Origin of the sequence: Bradyrhizobium altum, from assembly GCF_020889705.1 — a bacterium.
In the GTDB taxonomy this organism is placed as follows: Bacteria; Pseudomonadota; Alphaproteobacteria; order Rhizobiales; family Xanthobacteraceae; genus Bradyrhizobium; species Bradyrhizobium altum.
Genome location: NZ_JACMYP010000067.1, coordinates 19,644 through 34,414, shown reverse-complemented (window position 1 = coordinate 34,414; position 14,771 = coordinate 19,644). Strand labels below are relative to the sequence as shown.

General features: G+C 58.4%; 12 protein-coding genes. 3 read left to right on the top strand and 9 right to left on the bottom strand.

Annotation, left to right across the window (positions count from 1 at the left end; translation table 11 throughout):
• The first annotated feature begins 832 nt into the window (after window positions 1–832).
• The gene (gene nodU, locus H8B02_RS18415; protein WP_229167533.1) at window positions 833–2,611 is read left to right on the top strand and encodes a nodulation protein NodU; all 1,779 of its coding nucleotides are present in this window, start codon (window positions 833–835) and stop codon (window positions 2,609–2,611) included.
• 120 nt (window positions 2,612–2,731) lie between these two features.
• Here the strand turns inward: nodU and H8B02_RS48550 are convergent, their stop codons facing one another.
• From H8B02_RS48550 to H8B02_RS18375, 8 genes are all read right to left on the bottom strand, one after another.
• Window positions 2,732–4,486 carry a phosphoenolpyruvate hydrolase family protein gene (locus H8B02_RS48550; RefSeq protein ID WP_229167532.1) on the bottom strand — a complete coding sequence of 585 codons (1,755 nt, stop codon included), beginning with the start codon at window positions 4,484–4,486 and terminating at the stop codon, window positions 2,732–2,734.
• 54 nt (window positions 4,487–4,540) lie between these two features.
• A complete protein-coding gene (locus H8B02_RS18405) occupies window positions 4,541–5,662 on the bottom strand; it encodes an ABC transporter ATP-binding protein (RefSeq protein WP_229167531.1) in 1,122 nt (373 codons plus the stop codon).
• A complete protein-coding gene (locus H8B02_RS18400) occupies window positions 5,662–6,486 on the bottom strand; it encodes an HAD-IIA family hydrolase (protein WP_229167530.1) in 825 nt (274 codons plus the stop codon). Before H8B02_RS18400 ends, H8B02_RS18405 begins: the two co-directional genes overlap by 1 nt.
• Complete coding sequence (locus H8B02_RS18395) at window positions 6,479–7,249, bottom strand: SDR family NAD(P)-dependent oxidoreductase (protein ID WP_229167529.1); 771 nt, start codon at window positions 7,247–7,249, stop codon at window positions 6,479–6,481. The genes H8B02_RS18400 and H8B02_RS18395 overlap by 8 nt, the downstream gene beginning before the upstream one ends.
• A complete protein-coding gene (locus H8B02_RS18390; protein ID WP_229167528.1) occupies window positions 7,246–8,187 on the bottom strand; it encodes a ribokinase in 942 nt (313 codons plus the stop codon). Before H8B02_RS18390 ends, H8B02_RS18395 begins: the two co-directional genes overlap by 4 nt.
• Window positions 8,184–9,044, bottom strand: coding sequence for a carbohydrate ABC transporter permease (locus H8B02_RS18385; protein WP_229167527.1), 861 nt, complete (start codon window positions 9,042–9,044; stop codon window positions 8,184–8,186). Before H8B02_RS18385 ends, H8B02_RS18390 begins: the two co-directional genes overlap by 4 nt.
• A gap of 11 nt (window positions 9,045–9,055) precedes the next feature.
• The gene (locus H8B02_RS18380; protein WP_229167526.1) at window positions 9,056–9,991 is read right to left on the bottom strand and encodes a carbohydrate ABC transporter permease; all 936 of its coding nucleotides are present in this window, start codon (window positions 9,989–9,991) and stop codon (window positions 9,056–9,058) included.
• Between the two features lie 81 nt (window positions 9,992–10,072).
• Complete coding sequence (locus H8B02_RS18375) at window positions 10,073–11,458, bottom strand: ABC transporter substrate-binding protein (protein WP_229167525.1); 1,386 nt, start codon at window positions 11,456–11,458, stop codon at window positions 10,073–10,075.
• A gap of 231 nt (window positions 11,459–11,689) precedes the next feature.
• Here H8B02_RS18375 and H8B02_RS18370 point away from each other — a divergent pair, with 231 nt between their 5' ends.
• On the top strand, window positions 11,690–11,962 hold the full coding sequence (locus tag H8B02_RS18370; protein WP_229167524.1) for a hypothetical protein: 273 nt from the start codon (window positions 11,690–11,692) through the stop codon (window positions 11,960–11,962).
• Between the two features lie 287 nt (window positions 11,963–12,249).
• Here H8B02_RS18370 and H8B02_RS18365 read toward each other — a convergent pair whose 3' ends face one another.
• Window positions 12,250–12,471, bottom strand: a complete 222-nt coding sequence (locus H8B02_RS18365) for a hypothetical protein (protein WP_229167523.1) — start codon at window positions 12,469–12,471, stop codon at window positions 12,250–12,252.
• A 354-nt stretch (window positions 12,472–12,825) separates the two neighbouring features.
• Here H8B02_RS18365 and nopM point away from each other — a divergent pair, with 354 nt between their 5' ends.
• Window positions 12,826–14,568, top strand: coding sequence for a T3SS effector NEL-type E3 ubiquitin ligase NopM (gene nopM, locus H8B02_RS18360; protein WP_229167522.1), 1,743 nt, complete (start codon window positions 12,826–12,828; stop codon window positions 14,566–14,568).
• The last annotated feature ends 203 nt before the right edge of the window (window positions 14,569–14,771 follow it).

Genomic DNA, 14,771 nt, shown 5'->3' with positions numbered 1-14,771 from the left:
CGTAATTCCGAGCAGCTGCCGTTTCTAAAGTCGAGTTGCGCCCCCTCTCGCTCCGCCGTCGCCTGTCGGAGATTCGCGCAAACGCATTTCTCTTGAATCGTCATCGTCCCTTTCCAACCAGCTGCCTGGCGTCAAAATGCGGAGGCGATTGGCCGGAGAGTCCGCCGAGCCGCATATCTCGAGTCCAACGAGGTCTCCATCGCATCAAACAAAGCTGCCTCGCGTGCTGTCAACAATTGCGGCGCGCCACTGAAGTAACCGGAGCGTCTGCGACGTCACTGTCAGTCTCAAGACATCCCGTTCTCTACGCGACACGCGCTGGATAGAAATAAAGCTAAGAAAAGCAGCACTGGCTGTTGGCACGCTCTTTGAAACGACCAACTGGTCCGGTTCTGTGAAGAGCCATGCGAGAATAGGAAATGCTGCCAGAATGCGCCGATCTGATGAAGCAAGACAGTGCCTCCGTGCTGACAAAGAACAAGAACGTTGAAGCGCATGCTACACATTGACCCGCGATCACGAAGCTCAAGGTCGCATTACAGCGCAGAATGGCGACCTCGATCCAAGCGCACTGCCCGGTCACGAACGCGACATTAGTCGGGGCCCCCGATTTCGATCGGCGCGATCGTGCACCACGCTCGCGCTCGATCAGCAATCGGATCTCTGACGACGGAATCGGCCGTGGGCATGCGACCGCGACCAATGGTGATCGCGGTCTAGCCCGAGCGGCCCGAGAATGAGTCGGGACAACGACGATTGCTCAATCGCATGTTCCCGAACTCTAGACTTGACCTTTAACTCACCGAATTGCCGGCATCAAAGTGGAGGCATTATGCGCATCTGCGGTATCAAGCTGACGCATGACGGAGCGGTCGCGCTGATCGAGGACGGTCGGCTCGTCTTTTGTATCGAGCAGGAGAAGCGGAGCAACAATCCGCGCTATCAAGCGATAGACAATCTCGATGCAGTCGTCATGGCTTTGGCAGAGCACGGTCTGGATGTGCAGGACGTTGATCAGTTCGTCGTCGACGGCTGGCTGGGGCAAGTGGAAGCTCAATACAAACTCCGCAGCGGAGCGGCTCCTATCACGCTCAAGGGGGCGTCCTATGTTGAACCTCATCCCGAGGCCCTCCTCACATCTCGCGATGGCTTTGGCCTTAGGCTCGACGGCAGGGATTTCCCCTATAAGAGCTATCCTCATGTAGCCAGCCACGTGGCGGCCGCATACTGCACCAGCCCGTTTGCCAAAGCCGGACAGCCTGCTTTCTGCCTCGTGTGGGATGGGGGCACCTACCCACGACTCTATCATGTAGAACGCGGGGGCGCCCGGTTCATCGACAGTTTATTCCCGCTGTTTGGGCACATCTATGCCGCTGCGGGCCTTCATTTTGGGCCATACAAGCGGGCTAATCGTGCCAATTGGGACCTGGGTGAACCCGGCAAGGTGGATCCAGGCGGCGCCGGCAAGCTCGATCTAGGTGTCGCTGGCAAGCTGATGGCCTATATCGCCCTCGGTGCCGTCGACGAAAACATCATCACGGTCTTTCAGGAGCTCTACAAAGTGCACCTTGAAGCTGACACCAAGCGCGGGAGCTACCGTACCGATCTCGGGAGCATGGAGTTTGAGCTTACGACCATTCACGACTTTTTCGACGCAAGCGCGCCGCTCTTGAAGGCCAAGGCGGCCGAGGATGTGCTCGCATCCTTTCATTGTTTCCTCGAGCGCCTGCTCGTGCACAAAATGGCGAGTGCTTTGCAACGGCAGTCCGGTTTTTCCGCTCGCAATTTGTGCATAGCAGGCGGCTGCGGCCTCAATATCAAATGGAACAGCACACTACGTTCGGCAGGACTGTTCGATGCTGTTTGGGTACCGCCATTTCCAAATGACAGCGGCTCCGCGATCGGTGCAGCCTGTTGTGCAATGGTAGCGGACAAAGGCCTCGTGCCGTTGCAGTGGTCGGTCTACAGTGGTCCGGCGCTGCAAGGTAGTGATGTGCCGCCTGAATGGGATGCTTCGCCCTGTAATATGCATGAACTGGCGACTATTCTCGCCAGCGACAAGCCTGTGATTTTTCTGGCCGGCCGCGCCGAGCTTGGGCCGCGGGCACTGGGTAGCAGAAGCATTCTTGCAGCCGCAACATCGCCGGGAATGAAGGACTATCTCAATGACATCAAGCATCGCGAGCACTTCCGTCCAGTGGCGCCGATCTGCCTGGAAGATCGCGCGCCGGAGATTTTCAGCCCAGGAACACCGGATCCTTACATGCTTTTCGATCATCAGACTCGACCAGAATGGCGGGACAAAATCCCCGCCGTTGTCCATCTCGACGGATCTGCGCGACTGCAGACGATCAGCAGGACCTCTCAACACAAAGTCGCCGAGCTTCTGGTCGAATATGAAGCGCTGACGGGCATTCCGCTGCTTTGCAATACGAGCGCCAATAACCATGGGCGTGGGTTTTTCCCTCATCTTGCCGCAGCCTGCAAGTGGGGCCGCGTGGAGCACGTATGGTGCGATGGGATGCTATGGAGGAAAACTCCCCAAGCCAGCGATGTTGCCGGCGGTGTTTCGGCCGAGATCAGCGCAGCTCCACGACAGCAATCGGCCTAGCCAAAGAAAGAGCATCTGGTTGGTTGGGGCGTTGGGGCCCCAGACGTCATGACAAGTATTCACGGTTCTGGAGGGGACCGCTTCGAGACACTTGGCTGAGCAAGCTAAACGGCTGGACTTCTACTCTAAGATCCGCAGCTTCTTGATCTTGTTGTAGAGGGTTTTTCGAGAAAGCCCGAGAGAACTCGCTGTCTTTCCGCGATGAAGTCTGTTTCGCTTCAAGCCTTCGATGATCCACTCCCGCTCGGAGAATGCATTTTTCGGCTTAGCTGGTGCCGACGCATTCAACAGCGGCCTGAGGACGCCCGCGCTGATATGCGCATCTGGGAGTGTCACGAGCTGGTTCACGATCTGGCGCAATTCCCTTAAATTGCCGGGCCAATTATGGCCAGCGAGCGCCAAAAACGCAGAATTTTCGATCGCCAGCGTTTGGGCATTCGAATCCCCCTTCGCCTCGACTGTGAAATGCTGAACCAGCTGAGGGAGGTCCTCCAGTCGGTCTGGCAAGGCAGGTAGCTTGATGTCAAGCCCCGAAAACAAGCCGAGCAGCCGGGGACATAGCACCGTTGGAAGGCCCGCGCCGCGAGCAACCGTCGCAGTTGCGATAATTCGAGCACTGGAGCGCACAATCGATGCGCCGTTCAAGGGCGCGAAACTACCAGTCTCGAGGTAATCGGCAAGCCGTTCCTGTCCATCACGCGAAAGCTGATCGAGATGCAGCAGCAACACGGTCGTATCGCTTGCACTTTCCAGCAGCGACAGTTGGCGTCTCCTGCTCTGATCGCGCTCGGCCCCGAAAAGCGCACCGACCGTATCGATGGCCGAACCGGGTCGGCATTGAAACAACGCTGCCTTCGCGTGCTTGCGGTCGCTGAAGGCATGGACCAGGCTGGCTATCCTCCGCTTGCCCGAGCCGGCCTCGCCCCAAACGAGCACAGGACTGGGATGGGACGCCAGGCGCCTTGCAGTCTCAAGAACGCGTTTCATGATTGAGGACTGTGCGATGACGCCGTGCCTGAAGCCGCTCAACTGGAGTTGGCGCTCAAGAAGATCGACCTTCTCCCGCAACAAGTGAAGAGTCTTGAACCCGGAGGTGACCTCAAGGACAGACATCTCTAGCGGGACGCGATCGAGCGAGGAGCCCCCGATGAAGCCCTTGACACCCGTTTCGCCGCAGATATCCAAGAGTTCGTCAGGCTTCGTTATCGGTCCGCCGCCAAGTAGGCAGATCACGTTTCGGTCGACGGATTGAGCCACACGCGCAACTGCGCTCGTGCGCGCGGCAAGCTCCGACAAGCTGATCGATGGGTCAGATGCGCTTTCAACGCCACGATTGAGATTGAAGTTGATGCAGATGGCCTGGGTACCAGCTTCAACCATGCGCCTTGCTTCGGATTGGGTTCGAGTATAGGCGATCGTCATCAGGCCACGTTTTGCCGCCTTCACCAGCAGCTCAATTTCGCGGGCGTAACCTAGGCCGCATTTCTCAAGCAACGACCTCCTGTAGTCATCAATGTGGATGACCGAAGGGAAGTTAGTGACCCCCGAAAAACCCCATCTACTGATCCGGTCGAGCCAGCGATCGATATCGAGCTGCGGATCAAAGGTACAAGCGCCGAAGAATACCGGCAATTTCGTGCTGGGCAGGATCTCGGTCCGACCGAAGCCGGCGACGAATTCATTGGTATTGCGGATTGGAAGGATTGAGGCGGGTGAAGAGCCGCCCATCGCGCGAAATCGGCCGGCATTGAGCGCAAGCACGAAATCTGCCCCTGCTCGTTCGGCCGCTCTCGCAGCCATGCCCGATCCGATCCCCGCCCCCAGCACAAACGAACGGGAATTCCGGAAGAACTGCCTGATACCGCCTCCCTTCACCTCGACCGTCCGTGGCTATAGACCGCGTTCGCTTTTTGGCGCGACTAACTAAAATTAGTTCCAATTTGCGGGTGCATGCAACCGTCGCAGGGCTTTTCCGTCCGTCATGAACAGATGGCAGTCCGCCGGCGAAGCCGCAAGACGAACTTTGCCGGAGCCTTTGAGCGGATCGGGCTTTGACGCTTTTGCCACGACTGCCTCCTTTCCGGCGTTGCCATAAACGTAAGTGACGCTGCCAAAATGCTCAACGAAATCGAGATCGAGATCGAGATCGAGATCGATCGCGATATCCTTCTCTGCGGACGATGGGGAGAAATCATCGGGCCGAATGCCAAGCGTGATCGGCTTGCCGACGAGCGATTTGTCGGGCTCCACGGGGACGCAGACCACCGCGCCCGCGTCCAGTCGAACGTCCATGCCCGACTCATGCGCTGCCTCGACCTTGCCGCCTAGGAAATTCATTTTGGGCGAGCCGATGAATCCCGCGACAAACCGGGACGCCGGATTGTGGTAGAGATCATGTGGGCTTCCCACCTGCTCGATAACGCCGTCCTTGAGCACGACGATCTTGTCGGCCATGGTCATGGCTTCGATTTGGTCGTGCGTCACATAAATCATCGTGTTGCCAAGCTGCTTGTGAAGCTTGGAAATCTGAACCCGCATTTGGACGCGCAATTCCGTATCCAGGTTGGACAACGGCTCATCGAATAAGAACACCTTTGGCTCACGCACAATGGCACGCCCGATTGCCACGCGCTGCCGCTGCCCGCCGGACAGGTGTCGAGGTTTACGATCCAAGAGATGATCCATTTGCAACAGCGACGCAGTCTGCGCAACCCTGGTATCAATCTCGGCTTTACTAAGTTTCGCCATGCGTAGAGGAAAGGCGAGATTCTCGCGGACAGTCATATGCGGATAGAGAGCGTAGCTCTGAAACACCATGCCAAGGTTACGATCAGCCGCGTCAACGTCGTTGACGACTTCGTTATCGATCAGCAGACGCCCACCGCTAATTCGCTCCAGCCCTCCGATCATGCGCAGCAGCGTCGACTTACCCGACCCGGATGGTCCGACGAAGACGACGAACTCGCCATGGTCGATTGCCAGGTCGATGTTCCGCAGTACCTGGATAGTCCCGTAGGCCTTGCTGAGGCCTTCCAGACGAACGTCGGCCATCACGCTCTCCTCTGTCGCGGGCTTCCAACCAGGGCCGGGATCTCAATGTCTGCCAGGCTCGATACGATGAAATCTGGTCGCGCCAGGGTGGGGTTCTCTCGCGGCGGAACGCCGGTCGTGACCAGCACGGTTGGAAGGCCAGCTCGCTTACCGGCCTGAATATCCGTCGCAACCTGGTCACCGATCATCAGTGTGGCACTGCGCACCGTCCCTAAGCGGGAAAGCGCCGTTTCGATCATGTGTGGCTCGGGCTTACCAACGATCAGGGGTTTGACCTGGGCGGCAGCAGCCACAGCCGTAATTGTTGCTCCCGCTCCCGGTTCGAATCCATTGGCGGTCGGCAATAGGAGGTCAGGGTTGGTGCCGATGAGGGCGGCTCCGTTCAAAATCGCCTCAACAGCAATCCGCATCTTCTCATGTGTGATGTGGCGATCGAGACCCATCACCACGATCTCCGGCTCTTGGTCAGTCACGTCCAGACCTACCGCGACGACCGCATTCACAAGGGAGGTCGCGCCGATGACATATACGCGGCTCGCGTCCGGGTACTTCGCGCGCGCGAGTTCTGCGGCCGCAATCGCGCTAGTAACCACTTCGTTCGGCGCGATTGCAAGGCCAAACGCTTCCAATTTGCGAGCGACGTCCTCCTGCGTGTGGGTCGAATTGTTTGTCACGAAGCAGAACGGCAGTCCGGCCGCCCGCCATCGCGTAAACGCTTCTATGGCATCGACAATTGCGGCATCTCCGCGATAGAGGACGCCATCGAGATCCGAAATGATCCCAGCGACCGACGGCCAGTTGAGGTGAGAGCTTGGGCTAGCCATTCATCAGCATCCCGCCGTTCACGTGAACGATCTGTCCTGTCATGTAGGAAGCCGCAGGACTCGCGAGGAAGACCGCCAGCCCCGCGATATCCTCTGGCACTCCAACCCGTCCCAACGGAATCCGACCACCATGGCGCGCTTCGGTCACCTCCCGCGGTCGACCGTGCATGGGAGTATCAATGATGCCAGGCGCGATCGCGTTCACGTTGATGCTGAGGGGCGCGCATTCATAGGCAAGTAGTTTGGTTAAGTCGTGAACGATTGCCTTCGAAAGACAATAGTCGCCTCCGCCGGCCTGGTAGTTGAAAACTGCACCTTGCGATGACAGGGAGGAGCCGACATTGACAATGCGGCCGCCCTTGCTTTTCATGAAGCGCTCGACGACCAGTTTTGAACAGCGCAGGATAGCGATTGAGTTGATCTGGATCGTACGTTCAATTTTCTCAGCGCTGCCGCTAAGCAATGGCTGGGCCGACTTTATGCCTGCATTATTGACCAACACGTCCAGCCGGCCAAAGTGCTTGGCGATCTCTTCGAGGACCCTTCCGACGTCTTCCTCGCGCGCGACATCCATAGCCATGGGCAGTATGCCGTTGCCATAGGGCAGTCTTGGCAGAGTATCTCTGAGGTTCTCTAGATTGGCATCGGTGGCGACGACGTTCGCGCCTCCCTGGCGAAACGCATTAGCAATGGCAGAGCCAATACCGCCACCTGCCCCGGTGACGAGCACCGTTCGGTCTGAAACTGAGAACTGTTCGGTCATTCCAACTCCAAGATCGTTTGAGACTGTAGAAACTCGTCAACTGCCTGGGCTGTCGGCATTGAGCTTTGAGCACCGCGCCGTGTTACACATAACGCTGCAACCGCTAGCGCCTTCCTCACTGCTTCCTCTAGAGGCAGCCGCTGAGCGAGCGATGCTGCGAATGCACCATTGAAAGCATCGCCTGCGGCCGTGGTATCGACGACCTTGACGGGAAACGCCCGCAGAGCAAAGGAGCGCGTGGCATCAGCATAATAAGCTCCCTGCGCCCCGAGCGTGATCAGCGCGGCACCGGGCCCGAGATCAAGCAGCTTCCCCGCCGCGCGCGCGGCGCTATCGAAGTCACACACTTCGATGCCTGTCAGCTCGAACGCTTCCGTCTGGTTCGGCGTGACGAAATCTACGCTTCTCCACGCCGCCGATGGAAGACCTGGCCTCACCGGAGCCGGGTTGAAAATAAGCTCAAAGCCTTTTTTTCGCTTCATCTCGAAGAGCCGATTGAGCGCAGGGATCGGCATCCCCATTTCGGCGACGACGATTGAATCGCGCTCGATGAATTTGGTTGCGCTCTCGATCATGTCCGGCCCCACCTTCGAATTGGCGCCTGGGTCTATGACGATCATGTTGGAGCCGTCGTCAGCGACCATAACCAAGGCCAAGCCCGAGACTTCGCCTGCACAGACCGTAATTGCGTCAGTGCAAACGCCAGCTTCCATCAGCGATTTTAAAAGCGACTGACCGGCATCATCATCACCGAGATGCGTGTAGAAGTGTGGTTTCAGGCCGAGCCGGGCGGCAGCAACGGCTTGGTTCGCGCCCTTTCCTCCAGGGTGACGGCTCACCGTACCCATCAGGCTTTCACCCGGCGTTGGAAGCCGCTCGACATTGAAGCACAGATCGAGATTCGTCGTTCCGAAGAACATCAATGGCCGGACGCTCATTTTACGGCACCGAAGGTTAGGCCGCGTTCAAGGTGACGCTGACCGATTACGATCAGAATGACGGGAATGACCATCGTCACAACCAGCCCTGCGGCCATGACCGGGTAAAACTGCACGCCTGGATTGAGCAACTTGAGAAGAGCGACCGTTACCGGCGCCTTGGTCGAACTAAGAATCAGACCTAAGGCGAAGTTATGCCAAGCGAGTAGAAAGATCAGCAACGAGGCTCCGATCAGGCCCGGTTTCAGAAGCGGCAGTACGATGTGCAGCACGACTCGGACCGGTTTGGCGCCATCCATGGCAGCTGCCTCCTCGATGTCTTTCGGGATCTCTTCGATATAGGAGCGGCTCAGCCAAACAATCATTGGCAATGTGACGACTTGGTAGACCCAGATCATCCCGATATAGGTGTCATACAGTCCAATCGCCTGAAACACGCTGAAGAGCGGGATGACGACCAAAAGGACCGGGGCAAAGCGGAAGCCCAAAATGAAGAAGGCAATGTCTTCCTTGAGGGGTATGTCTCGCCTCGCCAGGACGTAGCCGGCGGGCACCCCAATGAGCAGAGAGATGATTACGGAGCCCAGCGCAATGACGACGCTGTTCGTGATCGGCGTTAAGAAGTCGACTTTGATGGTGCCATAGCTGGTCGCCCCGGCCTGTGCGACATCAAACAAGACACGAAAATTATCCAGTGTCGGCACGAACAGGAAGGTTGGCGGCCAGGTCATCACCTCAGCCTGCTGCTTTAGCGACGTCATCACGATCCAGACGAGTGGAAAGGCCAGGATCAATGCGCAAATGCCGACGAGCAGGTTCAGAATCAAATTGGTGGAGGTCGGGCGTTTCAATCGCATAGGTTGCCTCCTCAGCCTACGCGCTGCCGAACGAGGCGCCATAGCTTCACCATGGCAAACGTTCCGATCAACACGATCATCCAATTGACGACCATAAGTGCGGCACCACGCCCAAAGGCGAGATTCTGGAACGCGGTAATGTAAGCCCGCACCGAAAGTACTGATGTGCTATTTCCAGGCCCACCTTGCGTTGTCCCAAAAATGATGTCGAACTGATTGAGGGATTCGATCAGCCGAAACACGGCGGCGATCAGAATGTATGGCGTAATCAGCGGCAACTCGATGTGCAAGAAGGTTGCCCACCCCTTCGCGCCATTTACACGCGCGGCCTCCTTGATCTCTTCATTGATGCCCTGAAGACCGGCGAAGATGATTAGCGCGAAGAATGGCGTATAGGTCCACACGTCAATAAGGACCAGCGAGAACATCGCCGTGTTTGGATCTGAAATCCATGCAAATCGGCTTATGCCCGCAAGGGAGAGCAGGTAGTTCATAATCCCGTTTTGCGGGTCCATCATTGTCGTCCACATGAGCGCTACGCTCATCGGAGGCAGGACGAGCGGCAAGAGAATGACGGGCCGCATCACACGCGCCAGGAAGACGTCAGTTGCGAACAGCTTGGCAAGCGCCAGACCCAATACAGCTTGCGCAAGCACTGCCGAACCGGCGTAAACGAGAGTGGCACGAACGCTGTTCCAAAAATCTCCTGTCTTGATCAACGCCGCGTAGTTGTTGAGGCCGATGAAGTGGACTAGAGGCCGACCGAACTTGAGATCGGTCAGCGACTGAAACACGCCATAGAAAAACAGGAAAAGAAAACCAAGAAGTACGATGATAGCGGGCGTGATTGCGGCAATGCTCCACCAATCAAGGCGCGAATCCTGTGCGCTCGTGACCGCCTTGTCTTTTGGCGATGCAAGTTGGCTGGTCGAAGACTGCAGCGTCACGATTCCGTGGGATCCTCGGATGTCCATCTCACTTCATCTTTAAAATGCAGGGGCGGCGATGTGCTCTCCGCCCAGCGCGTTTCACATGGACGAGCGGATCTCGGAGGCGAGGTCGGCCAGCGTGGCCTTCACGTCAGCTCCATTGACCATTTTTTGCATAGCGACGGCCCAAGCATTCATTGCTTCTGCAAAGCCAACACGAGCTGTAAATGCGAGTTTCGCTCTATCCTGCACGGTCTTGAACGTATCGACGAAGTTATTGAACTCCGGCTTTGCCGCATATTCGAGCCAGGCCTTGTCACTCCAGGTAGAGGCACGCGGAGAGTTAACGAGCTTGCCGGCGACGGCGCTGTTCAGCTCGACCTGCTTCGACGTTGCCCATTGGATGAACATCCAGGCTGCCCCCTTCTTCCGAGACGCGGCATTCATCGCAAGAGACCAGATCCAGATGTTGGATTCGAAATTCTTGCTGTTGGGAGCGCGCAGCGGAGGGGCGAACGCGATCTTCCCCGAGGCAGGCTTGCCGGCCACGTCATTCCAAAAGCCAAACATATTGGAATCGATCGCCATCGCCGTTCTTCCCGAATTGATGCCATCGACCACCTGATACCAGTTGTCGTTGGCAAAGGACGGAGCCGCGCACTTCTTGATCATGTCCACATAGTCCTTGTGGAACGCGATCGACTCTGGCGAGTCGAGGCCGGTGTCCACCTTGCCGTCCTTGACGACGAAATCATGCACCCCGTAGGACCTGGCAATCGAGATCGCAGCCGTGTGGATGCTGCTCCAAAATCGCACGCCGCGCACGCCCAAAGGTGTGATCGCGGGGTCCGCAGCCTTCAGTTTTTCGCAGGCCGCGGACATCTCCGGCGGAGTCGTTGGGACCTTAACGCCGTACTTATCGAGGATGTCCTTGCGGTAGAACAGCTGGATGTTCTCAAAGCCATGCGGAATGGCCCAGACCTGTCCGCTTCCCGGCTCGATCTGCCCTTCTTTGACCTTCCAGGTCAGCGCATCCCGAAGTGCAGGGAAGAAATCCTTGTAGTCGTAACCCGCCGCCGTGAGTTTCGGATCGTTCAGATAGCGGTCGAGCGGCTCAAGCAATTGACCTGGCGCAAGATCCCAAGCTGGTTGAATGCCCGTACCCACAACGTCCCAGCTCGATGACTTGGTACTGAGCTGGATTGTCAACTTATTCCAATAGGCATCGTCCGGATAAAGCTCCGGCGTCACTTTGATGCCCGTGAGCTTCTCGAACTCCGGCAACTGGGCCGCGACCGCGTCGGCATACGGATGAATGTCGTAGGCCCAGACGATCGACGCGCCTTCGAACTGGCGCCAATTGATATCGTCAGCCTTGGCTTGGGTAAACGCCATGGCCGTTCCGGCCAAAAGCGTGGAGCAGATGAGAACGTTTCGGGCAAGACTCATCGAACAACCGCGAAAAGCGGCGAGCTTCCTTGTCATCATTCCCTCCTCTGGGCTCTTTGGCCCGTAAACCCACGCGCCCTCCTCTTCCAGGGCCGCAGTGCAGGGATGCTAATCCGTCATTTTTCCACCTAGAGCGGCTTTTCAAACGAACGTTGGGTAAGATTGGGCAAGATCCAAGACTCCGCGATTCAGGGAATTTGCCCCGACTGGACTAGCTGTTCGCCTATGCTTCCTCTTTCATGGCGGGTCATGGCAGGCGGCGGGATAATGGACGTCGGCAAGATCACGCATGCAGTGAGTGCAGTCCACAGCGACGTGACGGTCGGTGACCTCGACGTGGCGCCAACCCCGATGTGGACCGAAGATGACGAAGAGATTGGTAACTGCGTAACGAGACCGGCTGTCATGCCGGACACAACGCGCCATGTGGCTTTCTGGGAGGCCTGGGTGAAGACAATTCCGGCGTTCTCGTCGCCGTCCACCGGCTCCAGGGAACTTGAAATGACGGCGTCTTCCAGAACAAAGCCGGGCCGGTGTTGACGGGATCGGCCGGAAAGGCTTGCACGATCAGCTAAGCCAGAAGATTGTCGCTGCGATCGTCAATTTAGGCGGGCAGGACGTCCGAAACACCTCGCCCCTTCGCGCTGGGCGGTCACGGGCTCGCGATCCGACAGCAAGGTGACGCCTTTCTAGATTGCGGATGATGCCGGCGTATCGGTGATTGCGCAGCCAGGCCCAGTCGTCGACGCCGATGACCTTGAGGCAATCGGCCGGCGAACGGCTGCGGCGTCGGACACACGCAGAAGCGTGTCTGCTTACTGGCAGCATCAGGCGTTTTGCGAAGCCCGCTGCGGGTCGGCCGCCAAGCACCAGATCGAGATAATGGACGATAGCGTCCAGCCGCGCCCGTGCGTCGCGCCGATGGCGCCAATATCCGTCGGCGAAATGCTCAGGAAGATCTGGCGTCCGCACAGGACGGCGTCGCAGCGGAAGCGGCGGGTGATCACCAGGAGCGATACGACCCGCCGGGCCAACGGCAGATCGGCCAAGTGTCGCCGATATCGGCTACGCAAGGTGGACCCACTTTGGTCGCTGATGGCAACAGTCGAGCGAAAGGATGTTCGGCAGCGCCACTCGTCAGCTGATCGACAGGTAGGCTTGCTAAGGGCAGAACGCTTCCACGTTGACGGTCCTCCGGACTTATCTGGTCAACGAAATGGCAGGAAGCCTCGCAGCCAGTATCGATCCATTTGCCGCGGTGGGATTCGTGTGAACCTGTATCGGCTCGAGTCGGGGCTGGAGCCGCAGCGCACGTGCGCTGGCTCTCGAATGGCCATCACAACCACCTGCTTCGCGGCTGAGAAGCGGCGGGCGTATTCTTTGTTCTGACGATGGAGAAATTGATGGACGCAGGACAGGCGCAGCGGAGTGCAGGTTCTTCCCCGGACACTTTTGATGAGGGGGAGCAGGAAAGCTACCTCGGCGGCTTCAACCGAGCCGTGGCGGATTGGGTCGAAGCCTTGACAGGGTATCGGACCCCCGCCTCCTCGCGCGCGCGGGTCCTGGAAAACTGGGTTGCCGAAGAGGGGCGGGGCGAAGCCGAGAATCGGCGAGAGGGGCGCTCGCGAATTAGGGCTGCGGACAACACGGGCTCGCATTCGCTAGATTTGTCCTCCCTCTCCCTGACCGCTTTGCCCGCCGCCCTGCCGCCAAGGTTGCTGGAACTGCGCGCCAGGCACAACGAGCTAAGCAGCCTGCCCGCTACGCTCCCACCCGGTCTCCAGCATCTTCTCATTAGCCATAACCGGTTGACCAGTTTGCCGGACGCTCTTCCGGCGACTCTCTCCCGGCTAGAGGTGGCCGATAACAGCTTGACCGGTCTGCCGGCCAACCTCCCGGCGGGGCTCGAGATCCTGAACGCAAATGACAACCGACTCAGTAGCCTGCCCGACCCTCTCCCGAGCAGGCTCACTTCGCTCGCGGTTAGTGGAAATCACCTGACCGACCTCCCCGAATCCCTCCCATGGGGGCTCATTGAACTCGATGTCAGCAGCAATCAATTGGCCAACCTCCCCGACCCCCTTCCGAGCACGCTCCAATCGCTCAATCTTAGCGGCAACCAGCTGACCAGCCTGCCTGAGGGTCTTGTTGAGGGTCTTGTACCGCATCTTAGTCTCAACTACCCGCATTTGGAGAACCTCGAGTTCGGGGATAACCCGCTGCCGGACGATGTCCTCGCTAATCTGGCGGCGGTTGCAATGCCACCGCAGCTTGCACAGCAATCTTTATATGAGGCTGCCGCGCACTGGCTCGCCGACGACCCGGCGACGCTGGCCGAATGGCAGCACTTTGCGGATGAGCCTGGCGCCCAGGACTACGCGCGGTTCCTGGAGAGGCTGCGAGGGACCGTGAACTATGGCAATGGCGAGTTTCGGCAGGCAGTGGCTGATGACCTGCGACAGGCGGCGGCCAATCCGAGATTGCGCGAGCAGTTTTTCACACAGGCTTCCGAGGCCAACGCGAGCTGCGAGGATCGTGTTACTTTGCACTGGAACGGTATGCAGACCGCGCGCCTTAACGCTGACGTCGAGGACGGTCGATATGACGATCGGCTTGGCGAACTGATCCAGCGCGGCCGTGTTGCGTTCCGCTTGGAGGCGCTGGACGCGATCGCGCGCGACAGGGTCAACTCGCTCCTCAGCGTCGACCCGAGCATAGACGACGTCGAAGTCTACCTGGCCTATCAACATTTGCTGCGCGAGCCGCTCGAGCTCAGTCACGTCGCCCCTGACATGCGCTTCCTGGCGGTCTCTCACGTGACCCCGGATGATGCGGCGCGGGCGCTGGACCTGGTTCGGGAGCAGGAAGCGAACCAATTCACCGACTACATGGCAACCCGCTGGCAACCCTGGGAGACGGTGCTGAGGCGCATCGCCCCGGACGAACATGCAGCAATGCAAGACCGCCTCGTCGAGGCCATGGGCGAGGAGTTTCAAACCCGGTTGGAGCAGCGACTGGCCGAGCATGGTCTGCTAGGCGACCCGGATGCCGAGCGGGTGCTCGGAGCCCAAGTCCGAAACGAAATCGCAGGCGAGATCAAAGGCGAGGTCATGCACCGGGTGCTCGCAGAGCGTGGCCTCGAATAATGAGGAAGCCGCTGTTTTCCCTGTTCCCCATGAGCGGCTGGGCGCAGACGTCGCCGCCGCTATCGTGCTGCATCAAACGTAGCCGTTCATCTAGCATTCCCCCTTGAAGGGTCCAGACACTCCAATTCCTACAGCGGTCAGCTGGCTGCCCGGCTTGGGCAGCTGAGCTGGCTCATCGCATCATCGTTTTGCGGACAGTGACG